Source organism: Variovorax sp. CCNWLW235, from assembly GCF_037204085.1.
Taxonomy (GTDB): domain Bacteria; phylum Pseudomonadota; class Gammaproteobacteria; order Burkholderiales; family Burkholderiaceae_C; genus Variovorax.
Genome location: NZ_JBBCBW010000002.1, coordinates 429,951 through 449,493, shown reverse-complemented (window position 1 = coordinate 449,493; position 19,543 = coordinate 429,951). Strand labels below are relative to the sequence as shown.

Here is a 19,543-nt window from a genome sequence, read left to right as displayed (position 1 = left end):
CAGGGCTAAATTCGATCGCGTGTCGTCTGGCGATGGGTTTCGGCGTGGGTCGACGCAAAGAACGCGCGCGCGTCGCGCCCATCCTTCGCGATGCCCGCAGTGAGGGCCTCGAGGCTGGTGTAGCGCAATTCGTCGTGCAGTTTGTGCAGGAGTTCCACGCGGACGATTTTACCGTAGGCACCTTCGGCTCCCAGATGCGAGGGCCACTCCAGGCAATGCGTCTCCAGCAAAACCCGGCCGGCGTTGACATCGTTGGCGTCCAGAGAGGGGCGCACGCCCAGGTTGGCCACGCCGGGCAGGGGCTGGTCGGCCAGGCCGTGCACCAGCACCGCGAAGATGCCGCTGGCGGCCGGTTTCCAGTGCTTGAAGCGCAGGTTGAGGGTGCGAAAACCGTCGTCCTTGCCGGGCTCGGAGGCGCCCAGCGCGCGGCCCAGCTTGCGGCCGTGGACCACGTGGCCTGAAATTGTGTAGGGCCGGCCGAGCAGGTGCTGGGCGTCGGCCATGCGGCCCTCGGCCAGCGCCTCGCGCACGGCCGAGCTCGAAACGCGCAGGCCGTGGACCTCGTAGCTGTTCATGCGCGCCACGTCGAAGCCATGCGCGTCGCCGGCCGCGTCGAGCATGGCGTAGTCGCCCGCCCGCTTGGCGCCGAAGCGAAAGTCGTCGCCCACCAGCACATAGCGCGCGCCAAGGCCGTCGATCAGCACGTTCTGGATGAATTCGTCAGGCGACTGGGACGCCAGCCGGCCGTCGAAGGGCAGCACGACTGTCTGCGCCACGCCGCAGGCCGCAAGCTCGGTGAGCTTGTCGCGCAGCGTGCCGATGCGGGCCGGCGCCAGGTCGGGTTTTTTGGTGACGGCGGCGAAATAGTCGCGCGGGTGTGGCTCGAACGTGAGCACGCAACTGGGCAGCCCGCGATGGCGCGCCTCGGTCTGCAGCAGTGCCAGCATGGCCTGGTGGCCACGGTGCACGCCGTCGAAATTGCCTATGGTGAGGGCGCAGGCCGGAGCCACGCCCGGGTGCCGGAAGCCGCGGAAAACCTGCATCGGTGAGTATCTTTTTGATAGCGCCTTTTGCCCGTCAATTGGGCGAATCAGGCCGTTTTGTCACAAAGCCGGTATATTGTGACTCAGTGCGTCGCTTGAAGTGGTCTCCGGCGCGCTCCGTGTCCCTGGTCTTTCCGTGATTCTTCCCTTTTTGAGGAGGCGTGTGGTGAAGGTCTTGAAGCTGTCGGCCCAAGGGCTGCCCCAGTCATGGATATCGCTCGAACAGGCGGTCATCCACTATGCGGCGGACGAAGTTCGCTGGGAGGTGGGCGCGCAGGTGGCTGTGTTCCGTGGCGGCCACAACGCCATCACGGGCGAGCAATCGCAGATTGCCATCAACAGCATCATCGGCACCAAGGGCGTGCCGCGCATCAACCCCTTTACCCAGCGCCCGGGGCTCACCAACAGCAAGCTCTTTGCGCGCGACCGCAACATCTGCGCCTATTGCGGCGGGCATTTCCACGAAGACGAACTCACGCGCGAGCACATCATTCCGTTCGCGCAAAAAGGCATCGACACCTGGATGAACGTGGTCACAGCGTGCAAGCCGTGCAACCACCGCAAGAGCAGCCGCACGCCCGAGCAGGCCAACATGCCGCTCTTGTATGCGCCCTATGTGCCCAGCCTTTGGGAAGATTTCATTCTGCGAAACCGCCGCATCCTGGCGGACCAGATGGAATTTCTTATGGCGCACCTGCCGCAGAGCTCGCGGCTGCACGACACCTAGCCTGGGGCTCAGCGTTTCCAGTCGGGCGGGCGTTTCTCGATGAAAGCCTGAACGCCTTCGAGCGCGCTCTCGTCCATCATGTTGCAGGCCATGGTCTGACTGGCGTCTGCCAGCGCGGCCTCGATGCCGGTTTCGAGCTGGCGGTAAAAGAGGGCCTTGCCCAGTGCAAGTGCCTTGCGGGGCTTGGCGACGATGCTGGCGACCAGCGTCTCGACCGCGGCATCGAGCTCGGCCGGTGCAGCGATCCGATTGACCAGGCCCTTCTGCCTGGCCTCCTGCGCATCGATGAACTCACCGGTCACGAGCATCTCGAACGCCTCCTTGCGGCCGAGGTTGCGTGAGAGGGTGACGCTGGGCGTGGCGCAGAACAGTCCCACGTTCACGCCGCTGACCGCGAAGCGCGCGTCGCTGGAAGCCACCGCCAGGTCGCACACCGCGACCAGCTGGCAGCCTGCCGCGGTCGCGATGCCGTGCACGCGCGCAATTACGGGCACGGGGAGCCGCTGGATCGACAGCATCATCGCGCCGCAGCGCTCGAAAAGCTGCTGGTAATAGCCGAGCGACGGCTCCGCGCGCATTTCCTTCAGGTCATGGCCCGCGCAGAAGGCCTTGCCCGCCGCCGCGATGACCACCGCGCGCACGTTCTCGTCCACTGCAATCTCGGCGATGGCCTGCTCGAGCGCGCCGAGCATGCCCTCCGAAAGCGCGTTGAACGAGGCCGGGCGGTTCAGCGTCAGCGTGATCACGCCGCGTGCATCGCGTGTCTTCAGCACGAAAGGGGAGGAAGCCGCGTCGTTCATGCCATTGCCCTCAGTAAGTCAGTTCGAGCACCGTCACATGCTGCTGCGCCGCGGGCCAAGTCAGGCCCGTGATGCGCTCGCCGTTGAATTCACCGGTAACGGCGCGCTGAGGCTCCGCCGCGGCAACGCGCAACCGGGAGCTCGACACGCCCGAGCCCTTGGGCGGCACGCCGGGCGGCGGGCTCTGGCCGTCGAAGCGCATGGTGTCGCGCTGCGCATCGAAATACCCGCGTGGGCGCGTGAAGACGACGACTGCGCCGGCATTCGCGTCGGCCGTGGCAAGGCGTTCGGGGCGCAGGTTCACCACGCTGCTGCTGCGCGGAAACGCACTGCGGTAAATGTGGGTGATGCCGTAGCCCGGCGCGCTGAGGACGAATTCGTAGGCCGTGTCGCCGCGGGCGCTGAAGGGGCCCCAGCGGCCGTCCGCGCCGATGTTCTTGCTGTGCACGGCGTTGCCGCGCCGGGCACCCGTGGCGGAGTCGACCGCATAGACGGTGACCTGGCCGCCGTTCAGCGAAAGGTTTTCCGCCCCGATGGCACGGCCGTCGAGAACAACATTCGTTTCGGCTGCAATGGCCGTGCTGCGCGGCGGCTCGCCCGTCAGGAACTGCCAGGTCGCGGCAAAGGCGGCGGGGGAGAACGAAGTTTCGCGATGGTCCACGCGCGGCAGCGCGACATTGGTCGCGCCCTTGAGTGCCGGCCCGTCGAATCCGATGTTGGTCGGCTGGCCTGGCGCGCCGATCCAGAGGCCGTCGGGCTGCGCGTATTTGTCGTTGCTGTCGGAGCGCAGAGTGAGCCATTTCACGCCGGGCGCGACTTCGTCGCCATTCGGCCCTTTCGGTGCATTGAGCTGCTGCATGAACGCCGAGAGCCCGGAAAATTCATTGTTCTCTCGGAAGCCCTTCACCGCCCAGATGCCGTGCGCCGGATTGCCGCCCAGCACCACGTGGCTCACCACAGCCGCCCCGCCGCCGTTCTGCACGTAATTGCGAATGGTGTTGCCGCCGCGCGAATTGCCGAGCAGCACCACCTTGCTGGCGCCCGTGGCTTTCAGCACCTTCTCGACTTCGGCCTTCAGGAAGGCGGCCGAATCGGCGGTCGAACTGCGGCCCGGCTGCGCCACGGTGTCGTCGTCGCGTGCCAGCGGATAGGGCTGATCGACCGCAAAGAGCCGGTTGCGCGGCCAGCCGTTCGATTCGAAGCGCCAGATCGTGGTTTGCCAGAGCGCGGCCGAGTCGCCATTGCCGTGCATGAAGACGATCGGCGGACGTTCGCTGAGCGAAGGCGAGGGTGCGGTGGCGCAAGCGGTCAGCATGGCGGTCGATGCGAGCCCGAGGGCAAGAAGAGTGCGGCGTGATGGCATGTTTTGTTCCTGGCTGGTTCCAAGTAAAAACGCCCGCCGGCGCAAGGCGGGCGGGCGTTGGATGCTATGGGAAAAACATCGTCAGGCGAAGACGCCGGCGGTGTCCTGCATGCGGGCCGACACTTCGCCCAGGTGGTGCAGCGTGTCGCCGAAGGTCATTTCAAGCTGCGTGAGCTTGCGGAAATAGTGGCTGCCGATGTATTCGTCGGTTACGCCGATGCCGCCGTGCAACTGCACCGAGTTGGCTGCCACGAAGCGCATCGAAACGCCCAGCTGGTACTTGGCACGCGCCAACGCCTGCCGCCGTTCGTCGGCCGGCGCGTTGAGCTTGAGCGTGGCGTAGTAGCTCATCGAGCGCGCGAGCTCGAGCTGCATCTTCATGTCGGCCACGCGGTGGCGCAGCGCCTGGAAGGTGGAGATGACCACGCCGAACTGCTTGCGCTGGTTCATGTAGTCGACCGTGAGTGCCACGGTCTTGTCCATGACGCCGACCGCTTCGGCGCATGTGGCCGCAATGCCCACATCGACCGCGTACTCGAGTGCGGTCAGTCCGTCTGCGGTGATCAGCGTGGCGTCTGCCTTGTCGAACACGACCTCGGCGGCGCGGCTGCCGTCCTGCGTGCCGTAGCCGCGTGCCTCGACACCGCTGGCGCTGCGCTCGACCAGGAAGAGTGCGATCTTGCCGTCGGCCTGCGCGGGCACGATGTAGGCGTCGGCTTCGTCGCCCACGGGCACCACGCTCTTGGCGCCGGTCAGCGACCAGCCGTCGCCGGCCTTCACGGCCTTGGCTTCGCACACATCGAGCCGGTAGCGTGCCTTGCGCTCCTGGTAGGCCAGCACCACGATGGCCTGGCCGCCCGCAAGGCGCGGCAGCCAGTTGTCCTTGAGGTCCGCGCCGGCGTAGCCGCTGAGCACGGCGCCCGCAATCAGCGTCTGCGCGAAGGGCTCCAGCACGATGCCGCGGCCCAGCTCTTCCATCACCACCATGCCGGCCACCGGGCCCATGCCCAGGCCGCCGTCGTCTTCGGCGATGTAGAGGCCGCCCAGGCCGAGCTCGGCCAGTTCGTCCCAGGCTTCGCGCGAGAAGCCGCCCTTGGCCTCGATGCCGCGGCGGCGTTCGAAGTCGTAGCCCTTGTCGACCCACTTGCGCACGGCGTCGCGCAGTTGTTCCTGGTCGTCTGAAAAATTGAAATCCATGTTCTTGTCTCCTCAGCCCAGAACCGTCTGCGCGACGATGTTGCGTTGCACTTCGTTGGAGCCACCGTAGATGGTGGTCTTGCGCATGTTGAAGAAAGTGGATGCGAGCGGCGCGAGAGCCGGGTTGCCGCCCGGGAAGTCTCCCTGCCAGCCCGCTTCCATGGCTTCGCGGACGAGGGGCAGCGAATACGCGCCGCCGGCCAGCATCATCAGTTCGCTGTAGCGCTGCTGGATTTCGCTGCCGCGGATCTTGAGCAGGCCGGCCACGTCGAGCGAGTTCTTGCCCGAGGTGGCGGCCGAGAGCACGCGCAGCACCATCATCTCGAGCGCGACGATGTCGACTTCGAGCTTGGCGATCTCGTCGCGGAAGCGCAGGTCGTCGTACACGCCTTCGCTCTTGGCAATGCGCTTCAGGCGCTCGAGCTCGCGCTTGGCGCGGTTCACGTCGGCAATGTTGGTGCGCTCGTGCGAGAGCAGGTGCTTGGCGTAGGTCCAGCCCTTGTTCTCTTCGCCGATCAGGTTCTCGGCCGGCACTTCGACGTTGTCGAAGAACACCTCGTTCACTTCATGGCTGCCGTCGAGCAGCTTGATGGGGCGCACCGTGACGCCGGGCGACTTCATGTCGAGCAGCAAGAAGCTGATGCCGGTTTGCGGCTTGCCTTCGTTGCTGGTGCGCACGAGGTTGAACATCCAGTCGCCGTACTGGCCGAGCGTGGTCCAGGTCTTTTGCCCGTTGACGATGTACTTGTCGCCTTTGCGCTCGGCCTTGGTCTTGACCGAAGCCAGGTCGGAGCCCGAACCGGGTTCGCTGTAGCCCTGGCTCCACCAGACCTCGCCGCTCGCGATGCCGGGCAGAAAGCGCTTCTGCTGCTCGGCATTGCCGAACGCCATGATCACCGGAGCGACCATCACCGGGCCGAAGGGCACGATGCGCGGCGCACCGGCCAGGGCGGTTTCTTCCTCGAACAGGTGGCGCTGGATGGCGGTCCAGCCGGGGCCGCCGAATTCCTTCGGCCAGCCGTAGCCCAGCCAGCCCTTCTTGCCGAGGATCTTGGCCCAGCCTTGCAGATCGTCGCGCGTCAACTCGAGCGCGTTGTGCACCTTGTGCGAAATCTCCTTGGGGAGGTTGTCCCTGACCCATGCGCGAATTTCTTCGCGGAACTTCTGTTCTTCGGGCGTGAAGCTCAAATCCATGCGTGCCTCGCTGTGTTGATCGGTCCGCCGCCATCGCGCCGATGGCGGTGTGTCTCCGGAACTTCGAGTTTTAGCACGGTCGTGCTGTGAATCGGTGTCCGCGCGGCGACAAGTTCAGGGCGGCCGGAGCCGAGCACAGATAATCCCGCGTCCCATGAAGAACATCGTGATCCTTATTTCCGGCGGCGGCTCCAACATGGCGGCCATCGTGCGCGACGCCGAGCGCGACCGCTGGGCCGAGCGCTTTGGCGCCCGCATTGCTGCGGTGGTCAGCAACAAGCCCGAAGCGGGCGGGCTTGCGATTGCCGCCACGCACGGCATCGCAACCGCGGTGGTTCCGCACAAGGAATTTCCGACGCGCGAAGCTTTCGACGAGGCATTGGCCAAGGTGGTCGATGCGCACGCGCCGGTGCTCGTGGTCTTGGCGGGCTTCATGCGCATCCTGACACCCGGCTTTGTCGGCCGCTACGCCGGGCGCCTGATCAACATACACCCGTCGCTGCTGCCGGCGTTTCCGGGCCTGCACACCCACCAGCGGGCTATCGACGCGGGCTGCAAGGTGGCCGGCGTCACCGTGCACCAGGTAACGACCGAACTCGATCACGGGCCTATCCTGGCGCAAGCGGTAGTGCCCGTGCTGCCGGACGACACGGCCGCCACGCTGGCCGGGCGCGTGCTGGCGCAGGAACATCAGTTGTATCCACGCGCCATTGCGGGATGGCTTGCAGATACATCAGGTCACATTCGTTAAAGTTGTTTATATTCGCGGGTTTTCGGGAGAAGACAAATTGAAAACCCAATCACTACTGTTCATCGTTGCCGGCGCTGTCCTGATGACGGCTTGTGCCACGCAAAGCTCGACTCCCGCGGCAACCCCCGCTGCAGCTGCTCCGGCACCCGAGCCGGTGTTCCAGTGCAATGCGGATGGCGCGCGCTTCGCCGTCGGCCAGCCGCTGTCGCCCCAGCTCGAAGCCGCAGCCCGGGTTCGCGCCGGTGCAGGCACGGTGCGGGCCTTGAAGCCCGGTGAGGTGGTCACGATGGAACTCAACGGCGGACGACTCAACCTCGACGTGGACGCCCGCGGCCGCGTGACGGACGTTCGCTGCGGCTGAGCGGCCGTCGATGACGCTATCGAATACGTAGCGCTCTAAATAGGGGTGAAGCGCAGTTGGCGAACACCGTCGATCTCCACGGTTTCGCCGAACATCCCGGCGGGCCGAACCCACAACCCCTTGGCGCCGTAAAGGGCCCGGTACAGCGTCATCGGCTCCAGCGTTTCGCTGTGGCGCACGGTGCCCAGCACTTCGTATTCACCGCCCTTGTAGTGGCGATAACGGCCAGGCGGTGTCTCTATCAGGGGTGGCAGGGCGTTGTCGTTCACGGTCTTGCTTCTTTCAAACTGTAGGGTCGGTTGGGGGAAAGTCGGATGGATCGCGCTGATTTTGTTCACCTTGTCCGCCTGAGCGAGCATGCCAGCGCGGACGACAGTGCCCGCTACCGGCGCAGCGTCGCGGCGTTTGCCGCACTCGGTTATCTGTGGGTGCTGGCCTGCCTGGCGCTTTCCGTCGGCATCATCGCCTGGGTTGCGCTGTCGGCCGGACAGGGACGCTTCAGTTTCGGGCGCGGCTGGCTGGCTCTGTTTGCGCTGGGCCTGCTTTGGGCCACGCTTCGCGCGCTCTGGGTGCGGTTCGACGAACCCGAGGGGCGGGAGCTTTCGCGCGCAGATGCGCCTGCGCTGTTCGAAGCGCTCGACCGCATACGCAAGAAGATCAAGGGCCCGCCGGTCCACCGCGTCTATCTGGACGACGAATTCAACGCCAGCATCCGGCAAGTGCCGCGTTTCGGGCTGTTTGGCGGCGCGGTTAACTCCCTCAGCATCGGGCTGCCGTTGCTGATGATGCTGGACCGGCGGCGGCTGCTGTCGGTGCTTGCCCACGAGTACGGGCACCTGCGCGGCAACCACGGCAAGCTGAGCGCCTGGATCTACCGCACCCGGCTGTCGTGGCTCAAGCTCGACGCCAGCCTGCAGCGCGACGAAGGGGTGATGGCACTGGTGTCGCAGAGCTTCTTTCGCTGGTACTTTCCGCGTTTTGCGGCCCGCACTTTCGCGCTCGCGCGGCAAGACGAGTACGAGGCCGACCGCATCTCGGGCCGCCTCCTGGGCACGACCGTCGCCGCGGCGGCGCTGACGGAAATTGCCATCAAGGCGAACTGGTATGCCGATGAGTTCTGGGCTTCGCACTGGGCCCGTGCCGAAAGGGAGCCGCAGCCGCCGGGGCCTTTCAAGGCGCTGAAGGAGCTTGCCGCAACGCCGCCCAGCGACGAATTCGCGCGCCGGGCGTTGCGCGACGCCATGCGGCGCGTCAGCGATCTCGAAGACACCCATCCGGTCTTGCGCGACCGACTCGAAGCGCTCGGCCAGAAGGCCGTGGTGCCGCCCTGGTCGGCCGAGCCGGCGCTGGGCATGCTGGCCGACAGTACCAAGTGGATCGCGCATTTCGACAACCAGTGGCGCCGCAACCATGCTAGCGACTGGAAGCAGCACCATGCGCACCGGTCTCGCATCCGGGAGCGCGTCGAGCTTCTTGCGGCGCGTGGCGAGCGCAATACGCCTGACGAACTCGTCGAATGGGCCGATTCCGAGCGGCGGCTCGATCCGGCGGCGCCCGTGCGCGTTCGGTACGAACGTGCGCTTCAGATCTCGCCCGAGCATGCCGGCGCCTTGCGTGGGCTGTCCCAGATGCTCCCCGTGCGCGATCGCGCAGCACGTCTTGCCGTGCTCGAGCGCTTGCACGGGTCCAGTGCCGCCAGCCGATGGTGGGCTGCAAAAAGCGCCGTGGCCGCACTCGACAACCCCGATGCCGGCGCTCACGACGAAGAAGCACTCAAGCTGTGGCGCGGCCGCCTCAAGGAGGCGGAAGAAGCCGAGGCTCGGGCTTGGGAGGAGATCACCGAAACGCCCTTCTTCAGCCAGATCGCACGGCATGACCTGAGCGACTATGAACTGGGCGAGTTGCAGGCCGACCTTGCGCGGTGCCTTCCCATTTCGCGCGCCTGGCTGGTGCGCAAGACGCTGCGCGAGTTTCCGTGGCGCCGGGCCTACATCGTGTTTGTCGACCTGCCGGGCATGGACGACGAAGACCGTTGGCAGCTTTGCCGCCACCTCGAGCACACCTTGAGCCTGCCCGGCGCGGCGCTGGTTCTGTGGGCCGGCCATTCGCCCACGCTGGCCGACATTGAACGACAGGCTTTCGGGCCGATCTGGACGCGCGGGGCGTAGGGGCCCCTCCGGCTGAGACAATCGGGGTATGCACCCCAAAGCCCTGTTGGAGGCCACCGCCGATCTGGTCGGCCTTGTCCTGAAATTCGATCACCCGGCCGACCAGGTCGTTTCGCGCTTTTTTCGCGACCACCGCGAGTTCGGCCCCCGCGAGCGCGCCACGCTTGCCGAGACGGTCTACACCGTGTTGCGCAAGAAGCTCCTGTTCGATCACCTGTCGCCCTCGGGCTCTGGCTCGAAGGAGCGCCGCATGGCGATCCTGGGCTTTCATGGCCCGCGCGATTTTCTGAAAAGCGCGCTCAACGACACTGAAAAGCGCTGGCTCGACAACTGCGACGCGGTCAAGCCCGAAGACCTGCTGGAACGCCATCGCCACAACCTGCCCGAGTGGTTGGTCGCGCCGCTCAAGGCGCAATTGGGCGACGGTTTCTGGCCGCTGGTCGAAAGCCTGCAGCAGCCCGCGCCGCTCGATCTTCGCGTCAATGCACTCACCGACAAGCGGGCGGAAGTCAAGGCGGAGCTTGCCAAGGCCGCTATCAAATCCGAAGTGACGCCGTTCTCGCCATGGGGCTTGCGCATCGACGGCAAGCCGGCGCTGACCAAGCTGGACGCGTTCGCCCGAGGTGCCGTCGAGGTGCAGGACGAGGGTTCCCAGCTGCTGGCGCTGTTGCTGGACGCCAAGCGAGGCGAAATGGTGGTCGACTTCTGTGCTGGCGCCGGCGGCAAGACGCTGGCGATTGGCGCCACGATGCGCAACACCGGCCGGCTCTACGCCTTCGACACGTCGGCGCACCGGCTCGATGCGCTCAAGCCGCGGCTGGCTCGCAGCAAGCTCTCGAACGTTCATCCGGCGGCTATTGCGCACGAGCGCGACGACCGCATCAAGCGCCTGGCGGGCAAGATCGACCGGGTGCTGGTCGACGCCCCGTGTTCGGGCCTGGGAACGCTGCGGCGCAATCCCGACCTGAAATGGCGCCAATCGGCCAAGTCGGTCGAGGAACTGACGGTCAAGCAGGCGGCCATCCTGCAGAGCGCGGCACGCCTCCTGAAATCGGGCGGGCGTCTCATTTATGCCACCTGCAGCGTGCTGCCGGAGGAAAACGAGGCCATTGCCGAGGCTTTCAGCGCCGCCAACCCCGACTTCGTGCCACAGGACGCCGCGGAACTGCTGCAGGGCCTGAAAGTAGAGGGTTTCGAGGCCCTCTGCGCGGGCGGCGAGGACGGACGCCGCTACCTGCGGCTATGGCCCCACCGCCACGCCACGGACGGTTTCTTTGCGGCGGTGTGGAACCGCAAATAGGCGCGGCACTCCAAAGTAGGGTAAATCTGCGCTATTAAGGAAGGGTAAAAGGCCTCATTTTGGCCTTGCCACCTTAAAATCGTGGGTTAACTGAAGGCTGCACCTTCGTGTGGCCATGGAGTACTTAATTCAATGTTGATTCCTGACTCTGCCGTTTTGAGCGCGGCCCTCCAGTGGCTCGGACACGGCTTGTGGGACCTGACATGGTGGCAGATCGTGTTGTACACGCTCGTCACCACGCACATCACGATCGCCGCGGTCACCATCTTCCTGCACCGTACGCAGACGCACCGTGCGATGGACCTGGGGCCGATCCCCTCGCATTTCTTCCGTTTCTGGCTCTGGCTGGGCACCGGCATGGTCACCAAGGAATGGGTGGCCATTCACCGCAAGCACCACGCCAAGTGCGAATCCGAAGAAGACCCGCACAGCCCGCAGGTCAAGGGCATCGACGAAGTGCTCTGGCGCGGCGCCGAGCTGTATCGCGCCGAGTCGAAGAACAAGGAAACGATGGACCGCTACGGTCACGGCACGCCCGACGACTGGATCGAACGCAACCTGTACACCCGCTACAGCTGGCAAGGCGTGGGCCTCATGCTGGTCATCAACCTGGCGCTCTTCGGCGCGCTGGGCCTGACCGTCTGGGCTGTGCAGATGCTGTGGATCCCGATCACGGCCGCCGGCATCATCAACGGCATTGGCCACTACTGGGGCTACCGCAACTTCGAGGCACCCGACGCCAGCCGCAATGTCTCGCCCTGGGGCCTGATCATTGGCGGTGAAGAGCTGCACAACAACCACCACACGTATCCCACGTCGGCCAAGTTCTCGGTCAAGAAGTACGAATTCGACATCGGCTGGGTCTACATCCAGATGATGCAGGCGATCGGCTGGGCCAAGGTCAAGAAGGTGCCGCCGAAGATGCAGATGGGCGACATCCAGCCCGTGGCCAACGAAAAGACGCTCGAGGCCGTCATTGCCAACCGCTATGAAGTCATGGCCGGCTACGCCCGCGAAATGCGCCGCGTGACCAAGGCCGAGCTGATTGCGCTCAAGACCAAGGGCGGCGACATCTCGGTGCTCAAGGCGGCCAAGAACTGGCTGCATCGCGACGACGACAAGGTTCCGGCATCGGCCCGCACGCACCTGGTGCAGGCGCGCGCTGCCCACCCGGTGATCGACAAGATGGTCACGATGCGCGAAGAGCTGCGCCAGCTCTGGCTCAACACCTCGCAATCGCGCGAGCAACTGGCTGCCGACCTGGCCGCCTGGTGCCATCGCGCCGAAGCCAGCGGCATTGCCGGCCTGCGCGAGTTCTCGACGCGTCTGCGCGCAGCACGGGCCTGATCGATCAGAAGAGGCGGGGAACCGCGCTCCTCATAAAAAAGCCGGCTTCGAGCCGGCTTTTTTGCGCCCGTTTTCTGCGCCCAAGGGAGCGAGAGAGAAAGAAGCGGGCAACAAAAAACCCCGCTGGGCAAGCCCGGCGGGGTTTCTTGTTGGTGGAACCAGCGCTGAATTACTTCAGCTTGATTTCCTTGTATTCGACGTGCTTGCGCGCCTTGGGGTCGAACTTCATGATCGACATCTTTTCAGGCATCGTCTTCTTGTTCTTGCTGGTCGTGTAGAAGTGGCCGGTACCCGCGGTGGATTCCAGCTTGATCTTTTCGCGTCCGCCTTTGCTCGTTGCCATGATTCAGCTCCTTAAGCTTGGCCGCGTGCACGCAGGTCTGCGAGCACGGCGTCGATGCCGTTCTTGTCGATCAAGCGCAGCGCGGCGCTCGAAACACGCAGGCGAACCCAGCGGTTTTCAGTTTCGACCCAGAAACGGCGGTATTGCAGGTTCGGCAGGAACCGGCGCTTGGTTTTGTTGTTGGCGTGGGAAACATTGTTTCCGACCATCGGGCCTTTGCCCGTTACGTCGCATACGCGTGCCATGAGGACACTCTTTCTTGAACAGCTGGCACCGGCGCAACCGTGGAGATTGCAGGTGTTTTGCAGCTTGACCTCGCCAGAAACGGGTGGCGGTACCCCGGCTTGCCGGAACGCTGATGGCCACCACAAGGGCGGCCTCATTTCGGCAAAGCCTCGGATTATAGCCCTTTCGGCGCAGCCCGGGTTTAGAGTGTGCCGTCCTGCTCCAGGAAGCGCTGGGCGTCCAGCGCGGCCATGCAGCCGGTGCCTGCGCTCGTGATGGCTTGGCGGTACACGTTGTCCTGCACGTCGCCGGCGGCAAAAACGCCCGGAATGCTGGTCATCGTGGCAAAACCCTGCAGGCCGGAGCGGGTCAGGATGTAGTTGTCCTTCATCTCCAGCTGTCCCTGGAAAATGTCGGTATTGGGGTGGTGCCCGATGGCGATGAAGCAGCCCTTGAGGTCGATCTGCTCGGTTTCGCCGGTTTGAGTGTTCTTGATCCGGATGCCTGTCACGCCGGTGTCGTCGCCCAGCACCTGGTCGAGTTCGTTGTGCAGCTTCAGCACGATCTTGCCTTCGGCCACCTTTTCCTTGACCTTGTCGATCAGGATGGGCTCGGCGCGGAATTTGTCGCGGCGATGAACCAGCGTGACCTTGTTTGCGATGTTGGCGAGATACAGCGCTTCTTCGACGGCCGTATTGCCGCCGCCGATCACGCAGACTTCCTGCTCGCGGTAGAAGAATCCGTCGCAGGTTGCGCAAGCCGAAACGCCACGGCCCATGAATTTCTGTTCCGAATCGAGCCCCAGATACTTGGCGGAAGCGCCTGTGGCAATGATCAAGGAATCACATGTGTAAGTGCCGCTGTCGCCCGTCAATGTAAAGGGACGCTTGCTTAGATCAACTTTGTTAATGTGATCGAAAACAATTTGTGTCTTGAAGCGCTCTGCGTGTTCAAGAAAACGCTGCATCAGCTCGGGGCCTTGCACGCCGTGCACGTCGGCTGGCCAATTGTCGACTTCGGTGGTTGTCATCAATTGTCCGCCTTGGGCAATGCCGGTAATCAGCAAAGGCTGGAGGTTCGCGCGGGCTGCATAAACAGCGGCGGTATAGCCGGCGGGGCCGGAGCCCAGAATCAAAACCTTGGCGTGTTGGGGTGCGGACATGAGTAGAAAACCTAGGATTTGCGCTGCTTCAGCGTGTACATTTTCAGGGTGGTAGCGATATATGTGGAGTATCACCGCTCGGTTCAACACCGGGTGCACGGTGTTTTCAATGCGCGCGATTGTAGTAATCCATCGGCTTGCCGGCGGACGGGCTCCCCACGCGCCGTATCAGGGATTGATAAATGTCGATGCTGTCCAATCTTGAATTGCTGCGGCGCGTTCCGCTCTTTGCTTCGCTGACATCCTCTCAGTCGTCGAGCATTGCGGATGCGATCGTCAAGAAGCGTCTCAAGCGAGCGGAAATCATTGTGGAGCAGGGCAAGAAGTCCGATGCGCTCTACATCATTCTGACTGGGCGTGCGCGCGTCACCAGCGCCGACAGCCGCGGCCGCGAGGTGATTCTTGCGACGCTGCACCCCGGCGACTACATCGGCGAAATGAGCCTGATCGACGACGAGCCGCATTCGGCCACGGTGCGCACCGAAATCCAGTGCGACGTGCTCATGCTCGGCCGCGATGCGTTTGCACGCTGCCTGCCCGAAAACTCCTCCATGGCCTACAACATCATGCGCGGCCTCGTGCAGCGCCTGCGCCATGCCGACCGCAAGATCGAGTCGCTCGCACTCATGGATGTGTATGGCCGCGTGGCGCGCTCGCTGCTCGAGTTCGCCATTGACGACGGCGCGGGCAACCTCAAGGTGCGCGACAAGATCTCCCGCCAGGACCTTGCGAAAATGGTCGGTGCCTCGCGTGAGATGGTGAGCCGCGTGATGAAGGATCTGGAGGAGCGCGGATTTGTGCAGACGCAGGACGACGGCTCCATGCTTGTCAAGGAACGGCTCCTGTCGCTGACCTGAGTCGTCACCGGCGCTCCTGGCGGCCACGTGCTTTTGTTGTAGTGTTCAGGCCTCCAGCCGCCGCTTCCGGGCGCTGGGTGCTGTGTTTTTCATGACCTATTCGCTCAATACGCTTCAATCTTCTTCGGCCGCCGAGGGGCAACCGGTGCGCGTTCGCGCCATGCGCTTCGCCCACGAAATCACGCTGATCGCGGGATTTGCCGCATTGCTGTTCTGGCTGCTCGCCATGCTGAGCTTCACGCCTTCGGATGCGGCGTGGTCGACCTCCGGCACCGGAGGGGAAATCAAGAATTGGGCGGGCCGCATCGGCGCATGGCTGGCGGACGGCAGCTATTTCCTGGCGGGCTATTCGGTCTGGTGGTGCCTGGCCGCGGGGCTTCGGGCCTGGCTGTCGTCCCTGGCCAACTGGCTGCGCGGCGGCGAGGCCGCGCCTGCCGATCAGCCGGTGCGCGGCCGGTTCAACCGCAGCCGGCTGGCGTTCTGGTTCGGCCTTGTGTTGCTGCTCTGTGCGAGCACCACGCTCGAGTGGTCGCGCCTGTACCGGCTCGAATCGTATTTGCCGGGTTCAGGCGGCGGCGCGCTCGGCTATCTCGTCGGCCCCGCCAGCGTGCGCTGGCTCGGCTTCACGGGCTCCGCGCTGGTGGCCATTGCCGCCGGCGTGATCGGCTCGGCGCTGGTGTTCCGTTTCTCGTGGAGCCTCATTGCCGAGCGCATCGGCGCGCGCGCCTACTCGCTGTTTGAATCGCGCCGCGAAAAACGCGAACTGGCGGCCGACATTGCCATGGGCAAGCAGGCCGCCCGCGAACGCGCGGAAGCCGAGGAGCCCGTGTTCTCGCGTGAACCGGGCGGCGTTGTCGAGCCGATGGGCGCCGATGACGACGAAGAACTGCGCATCGAGCCGCGCCCCAAGCGGCGGGTGCCCTCTCCGCCGGTGCAGATCGAACCTGCGATGACCGAAGTGCCCAGGAGCGACCGCGTCGTCAAGGAACGCCAGAAGCCGCTCTTCAAGGAACTGCCCGACAGCAAGCTGCCGCAGGTCGACCTGCTCGACGCGGCCCAGGCACGCCAGGAAACGGTTTCTCCCGACACGCTCGAGATGACCTCGCGCATGATCGAAAAAAAGCTCAAGGACTTCGGCGTTGAGGTGCGCGTGGTGCTGGCCTCTCCGGGGCCCGTGATCACGCGCTACGAAATCGAGCCTGCCACCGGCGTCAAGGGCTCGCAGATCGTCGGCCTTGCCAAGGACCTTGCGCGCTCGCTCTCGCTGGTGTCTATCCGCGTGGTCGAAACTATTCCGGGCAAGAACTACATGGCGCTCGAGTTGCCGAACGCCAAGCGCCAGTCGATCAAGCTCAGCGAAATCCTGGGCTCGCAGGTCTACAACGAAGGCAAGTCGTTCCTGACGATGGGCCTCGGCAAGGACATCATCGGCAACCCCGTGGTGGCCGACCTCGCGAAGATGCCGCACGTGCTGGTGGCCGGTACCACCGGTTCGGGCAAGTCGGTCGGCATCAACGCCATGATCCTGTCGTTGCTCTACAAGGCCGAGGCACGCGACGTTCGCCTGCTCATGATCGACCCGAAGATGCTCGAAATGTCGGTCTACGAAGGCATTCCGCATTTGCTCGCGCCCGTGGTCACCGACATGCGCCAAGCTGCGCACGGCCTGAACTGGTGCGTGGCCGAAATGGAGCGCCGCTACAAGCTCATGAGCAAGCTGGGCGTGCGCAACCTGGCCGGCTACAACGCCAAGATCGACGAAGCCAAGGCGCGCGAAGAGTTCATCTACAACCCGTTCAGCCTCACGCCGGACGATCCCGAGCCGCTCAAGCGCGAGCCGCACATCGTGGTGATCATCGACGAGCTGGCCGACCTGATGATGGTGGTCGGCAAGAAGATCGAAGAGCTCATCGCCCGCCTCGCGCAAAAGGCCCGCGCCGCCGGCATCCACCTGATTCTGGCCACGCAGCGCCCCAGCGTCGACGTGATCACCGGCCTCATCAAGGCCAATATCCCCACGCGCATCGCGTTCTCGGTGGGCTCCAAGATCGACAGCCGCACCATCCTCGACCAGATGGGCGCCGAGGCGCTGCTGGGCATGGGCGACATGCTCTACATGGCCAGCGGCAGCGGCCTGCCGATCCGCGTGCACGGCGCCTTCGTGAGCGACGAAGAAGTGCACCGAGTGGTGGCCTACCTCAAGAGCCAGGGCGAGCCCGACTACATCGAGGGCGTGCTCGAAGGCGGCACGGTCGATGGCGATGGTGACGGCGACCTGCTCGGCGGTGGCGGCGACGCCGAAAAGGACCCGATGTACGACCAGGCGGTCGAGGTGGTGCTCAAGAACCGCAAGGCCAGCATCTCGCTGGTGCAGCGCCACCTGAAGATCGGCTACAACCGCGCGGCGCGGCTCGTCGAAGACATGGAAAAGGCGGGCCTTGTCAGCGCCATGAGCGGCAGCGGGCAGCGCGAAATCCTGGTGCCCGCGCGCGCCGAATAACCGGCGAACACCGCCAAATACCTGCGAGGCCAGGCGTCACGCGCCGACAGGCACGTTGCAAAAGCTGCAATAACGTTGCAAAACTTCATCAAACCCCGCACATGCCGCAACGCGCGGCGGGGTAAGGTCGCTTCAACGCCACTGCTTTTCCGAGGAATCCAAATTGAAAATTCGTCATTGGCTGTTGATCGGCCTTCTCTCATCCGCCAACGCCTGGGCCGGGGGGCTGGAGAGCCTCGAAGCCTTCGTGAAGACGGTCAAGTCGGGCCGCGCCGAATTCACCCAGACCGTTACCGCGCCGCCGCGTGAGGGGCAGCCGGGCCGTACCAAGACATCGAACGGCACTTTCGAATTCCAGCGCCCCGGTAAATTCAAGTTCGACTATCAGAAGCCGTTCGCCCAGGTCATCGTGGCCGACGGCAAGACGCTCTGGCTGTACGACACCGACCTGAACCAGGTGACGCAGCGTGCGCAATCGCAGGCGCTGGGCTCCACGCCGGCCGCTCTGATTGCCGCGGCGCCGGACGTACGCGCGCTGCAGGCCGATTTCACGCTCGAGGCCGCGCCCGAGCGCGATGGCCTGCAGTGGGTCAAAGCCACTCCCAAGAACAAGGACGGCCAGTTGCAGAATGTGCTGGTCGGCTTCCAGGGCGACTCCCTGGCGGCGCTTGAAATTCTCGACAGCTTCGGGCAGCGCTCGGTGCTCAAGTTCAGCAAGGTCGAAGTGAACCCGGCGCTCAACGCCAATGTGTTCGAATTCAAGGCGCCGGCCGGTGCCGACGTCATCAAGCAATAGCAGATCAGACAGACAGGCAGGTTTGGCCACCAGTTCGCATCAACCCCTTGCCGAGCGCCTGCGTCCGAAGACGCTGGGCGAGGTGATCGGCCAGCAGCATCTGCTGGGGCCGGGCATGCCGCTGCGCATTGCCTTCGAGTCGGGCCAGCCGCATTCCTGCATCCTCTGGGGGCCGCCGGGCACCGGCAAGACGACCATTGCGCGTCTCATGGCCGACGCCTTCGATGCGCAGTTCCTGAGCATCAGTGCCGTGCTCGGCGGCGTGAAAGACATCCGCGAGGCGGTCGAGCGCGCCACCGCGGCGCGCGACGGCCTTGAGCAGCGGCGCACCATCGTCTTCGTCGACGAGGTGCACCGATTCAACAAGAGCCAGCAGGACGCGTTCCTGCCGCATGTGGAATCGGGGCTTTTCACCTTCATTGGCGCCACCACCGAAAACCCGTCGTTCGAGGTCAACTCGGCCTTGCTTTCGCGGGCGGCGGTGTATGTGCTGCAACCGCTCACCGAGGCCGATCTCAAGCAGATCGTGGCCAAGGCGCAGGCCATCCAGGCCGTTCCCGCCATCGAAGGTGCGGCCGTCGACCGGCTCGTCGCCTATGCCGACGGCGATGCGCGGCGCCTGCTCAACACGCTCGAGACGCTGGCCGTGGCGGCCAAGGCCGAGAAGCTCGACAACATCACCGACGAATGGCTGCTGCGCGTGCTCGGCGAGCGCATGCGGCGCTACGACAAGGGCGGCGAGCAGTTCTACGACACCATCAGCGCGCTGCACAAGTCGGTGCGCGGCAGCGACCCCGACGCCTCGCTCTACTGGTTCGTGCGCATGCTCGACGGCGGCGCCGACCCGCGCTACATGGCCCGGCGGCTGGTGCGCATGGCCAGCGAAGACATCGGTTTGGCCGATCCGCGCGCGCTGCGGCTGGCGCTCGATGCTGCCGAAGTCTACGAACGGCTCGGCACGCCGGAGGGCGAGCTTGCGCTGGCCGAGTGCGTGATCTACCTGGCCATGGCGCCCAAGTCGAACGCGGTGTACACCGCCTACAACGCCGTGCGCGCGCTCATCAAGAAGGACAGCACGCGCCCGGTGCCCATGCACCTGCGCAACGCCCCCACCAAGCTCATGAAGGAGCTCGACTACGGCAAGGGCTACCGCTACGCGCACGACGAGGAGGGCGGTTTTGCCGCCGGCGAGCGCTACCTGCCCGAAGGCCTCGAGGGCCAGGTTTTCTACCAGCCCGTGGAACGCGGACTCGAGATCCGCATAGCAGAAAAATTGCGCGAACTTCGCCGCCTTAACGGCCAGCACGACGAGTAACGTGCCGCATGCACGCTTGCGTGCGTGCGATGCATGGCTTCACTTACATATAGCATGACTTGAGCGGGTAAACCCCGGTGAGCGCGCACCAAAT

19 protein-coding genes are annotated in these 19,543 nt (G+C 64.7%); 10 read left to right on the top strand and 9 right to left on the bottom strand.

The genetic code is table 11. From position 1 onward, the window contains the following. Nucleotides 1-5 precede the first annotated feature (5 nt). Nucleotides 6-1,043: a bifunctional riboflavin kinase/FAD synthetase gene (locus V9L21_RS04645; RefSeq protein WP_337309547.1), complete on the bottom strand. Its 1,038-nt coding sequence runs from the start codon at nt 1,041-1,043 to the stop codon at nt 6-8. Between the two features lie 166 nt (nt 1,044-1,209). On the opposite strand from V9L21_RS04645, the gene V9L21_RS04640 reads away from it, so the two are divergent. Further along, nucleotides 1,210-1,770: an HNH endonuclease gene (locus V9L21_RS04640; protein WP_281149446.1), complete on the top strand. Its 561-nt coding sequence runs from the start codon at nt 1,210-1,212 to the stop codon at nt 1,768-1,770. An 8-nt stretch (nt 1,771-1,778) separates the two neighbouring features. On the opposite strand, the gene V9L21_RS04635 is transcribed toward V9L21_RS04640, so the two are convergent. The 4 genes from V9L21_RS04635 to V9L21_RS04620 all read right to left on the bottom strand — a co-directional run bounded on the left by V9L21_RS04635 (nt 1,779) and on the right by V9L21_RS04620 (nt 6,324). Then, the gene (locus V9L21_RS04635; RefSeq protein WP_337309545.1) at nt 1,779-2,570 is read right to left on the bottom strand and encodes an enoyl-CoA hydratase; all 792 of its coding nucleotides are present in this window, start codon (nt 2,568-2,570) and stop codon (nt 1,779-1,781) included. Nucleotides 2,571-2,580: 10 nt separating this feature from the next. Beyond that, nucleotides 2,581-3,933 (bottom strand): alpha/beta fold hydrolase, encoded by a 1,353-nt coding sequence (locus tag V9L21_RS04630; protein ID WP_337309543.1) that lies wholly within the window; start codon nt 3,931-3,933, stop codon nt 2,581-2,583. Between the two features lie 81 nt (nt 3,934-4,014). After that, nucleotides 4,015-5,130, bottom strand: a complete 1,116-nt coding sequence (locus V9L21_RS04625; RefSeq protein WP_337309541.1) for an acyl-CoA dehydrogenase family protein — start codon at nt 5,128-5,130, stop codon at nt 4,015-4,017. A gap of 12 nt (nt 5,131-5,142) precedes the next feature. Next, a complete protein-coding gene (locus V9L21_RS04620; protein WP_337309539.1) occupies nt 5,143-6,324 on the bottom strand; it encodes an acyl-CoA dehydrogenase family protein in 1,182 nt (393 codons plus the stop codon). Nucleotides 6,325-6,478: 154 nt separating this feature from the next. On the opposite strand from V9L21_RS04620, the gene purN reads away from it, so the two are divergent. Further along, nucleotides 6,479-7,075, top strand: a complete 597-nt coding sequence (gene purN / locus V9L21_RS04615) for a phosphoribosylglycinamide formyltransferase (protein WP_337309537.1) — start codon at nt 6,479-6,481, stop codon at nt 7,073-7,075. A gap of 37 nt (nt 7,076-7,112) precedes the next feature. Further along, the gene (locus tag V9L21_RS04610; protein WP_337309535.1) at nt 7,113-7,436 is read left to right on the top strand and encodes an I78 family peptidase inhibitor; all 324 of its coding nucleotides are present in this window, start codon (nt 7,113-7,115) and stop codon (nt 7,434-7,436) included. Nucleotides 7,437-7,471: 35 nt separating this feature from the next. On the opposite strand, the gene V9L21_RS04605 is transcribed toward V9L21_RS04610, so the two are convergent. After that, nucleotides 7,472-7,705: a DUF1653 domain-containing protein gene (locus tag V9L21_RS04605; protein WP_337309534.1), complete on the bottom strand. Its 234-nt coding sequence runs from the start codon at nt 7,703-7,705 to the stop codon at nt 7,472-7,474. 45 nt (nt 7,706-7,750) lie between these two features. Here V9L21_RS04605 and V9L21_RS04600 point away from each other — a divergent pair, with 45 nt between their 5' ends. From V9L21_RS04600 to V9L21_RS04590, 3 genes are all read left to right on the top strand, one after another. Beyond that, complete coding sequence (locus V9L21_RS04600) at nt 7,751-9,604, top strand: M48 family metallopeptidase (protein ID WP_337309532.1); 1,854 nt, start codon at nt 7,751-7,753, stop codon at nt 9,602-9,604. 28 nt (nt 9,605-9,632) lie between these two features. After that, nucleotides 9,633-10,904 carry an RsmB/NOP family class I SAM-dependent RNA methyltransferase gene (locus V9L21_RS04595; RefSeq protein WP_337295652.1) on the top strand — a complete coding sequence of 424 codons (1,272 nt, stop codon included), beginning with the start codon at nt 9,633-9,635 and terminating at the stop codon, nt 10,902-10,904. Between the two features lie 132 nt (nt 10,905-11,036). Continuing rightward, nucleotides 11,037-12,251, top strand: coding sequence for a DesA family fatty acid desaturase (locus V9L21_RS04590; RefSeq protein ID WP_157612700.1), 1,215 nt, complete (start codon nt 11,037-11,039; stop codon nt 12,249-12,251). Between the two features lie 169 nt (nt 12,252-12,420). Here the strand turns inward: V9L21_RS04590 and rpmG are convergent, their stop codons facing one another. The 3 genes from rpmG to trxB all read right to left on the bottom strand — a co-directional run bounded on the left by rpmG (nt 12,421) and on the right by trxB (nt 13,981). Beyond that, nucleotides 12,421-12,594 (bottom strand): 50S ribosomal protein L33, encoded by a 174-nt coding sequence (gene rpmG / locus V9L21_RS04585; RefSeq protein WP_007830291.1) that lies wholly within the window; start codon nt 12,592-12,594, stop codon nt 12,421-12,423. An 11-nt stretch (nt 12,595-12,605) separates the two neighbouring features. Further along, the gene (rpmB, locus tag V9L21_RS04580; protein WP_007830293.1) at nt 12,606-12,839 is read right to left on the bottom strand and encodes a 50S ribosomal protein L28; all 234 of its coding nucleotides are present in this window, start codon (nt 12,837-12,839) and stop codon (nt 12,606-12,608) included. Nucleotides 12,840-13,021: 182 nt separating this feature from the next. Continuing rightward, complete coding sequence (gene trxB, locus V9L21_RS04575) at nt 13,022-13,981, bottom strand: thioredoxin-disulfide reductase (protein ID WP_258504570.1); 960 nt, start codon at nt 13,979-13,981, stop codon at nt 13,022-13,024. Nucleotides 13,982-14,163: 182 nt separating this feature from the next. On the opposite strand from trxB, the gene V9L21_RS04570 reads away from it, so the two are divergent. The 4 genes from V9L21_RS04570 (at nt 14,164) to V9L21_RS04555 (ending at nt 19,449) form a co-directional block, all read left to right on the top strand. Beyond that, on the top strand, nt 14,164-14,838 hold the full coding sequence (locus V9L21_RS04570) for a Crp/Fnr family transcriptional regulator (RefSeq protein WP_126745648.1): 675 nt from the start codon (nt 14,164-14,166) through the stop codon (nt 14,836-14,838). Between the two features lie 91 nt (nt 14,839-14,929). Then, nucleotides 14,930-17,338 (top strand): DNA translocase FtsK, encoded by a 2,409-nt coding sequence (locus tag V9L21_RS04565; protein WP_337309531.1) that lies wholly within the window; start codon nt 14,930-14,932, stop codon nt 17,336-17,338. Nucleotides 17,339-17,501: 163 nt separating this feature from the next. Beyond that, complete coding sequence (gene lolA, locus V9L21_RS04560) at nt 17,502-18,134, top strand: outer membrane lipoprotein chaperone LolA (RefSeq protein ID WP_337309529.1); 633 nt, start codon at nt 17,502-17,504, stop codon at nt 18,132-18,134. 22 nt (nt 18,135-18,156) lie between these two features. Further along, nucleotides 18,157-19,449, top strand: a complete 1,293-nt coding sequence (locus V9L21_RS04555; RefSeq protein ID WP_337309527.1) for a replication-associated recombination protein A — start codon at nt 18,157-18,159, stop codon at nt 19,447-19,449. The last annotated feature ends 94 nt before the right edge of the window (nt 19,450-19,543 follow it).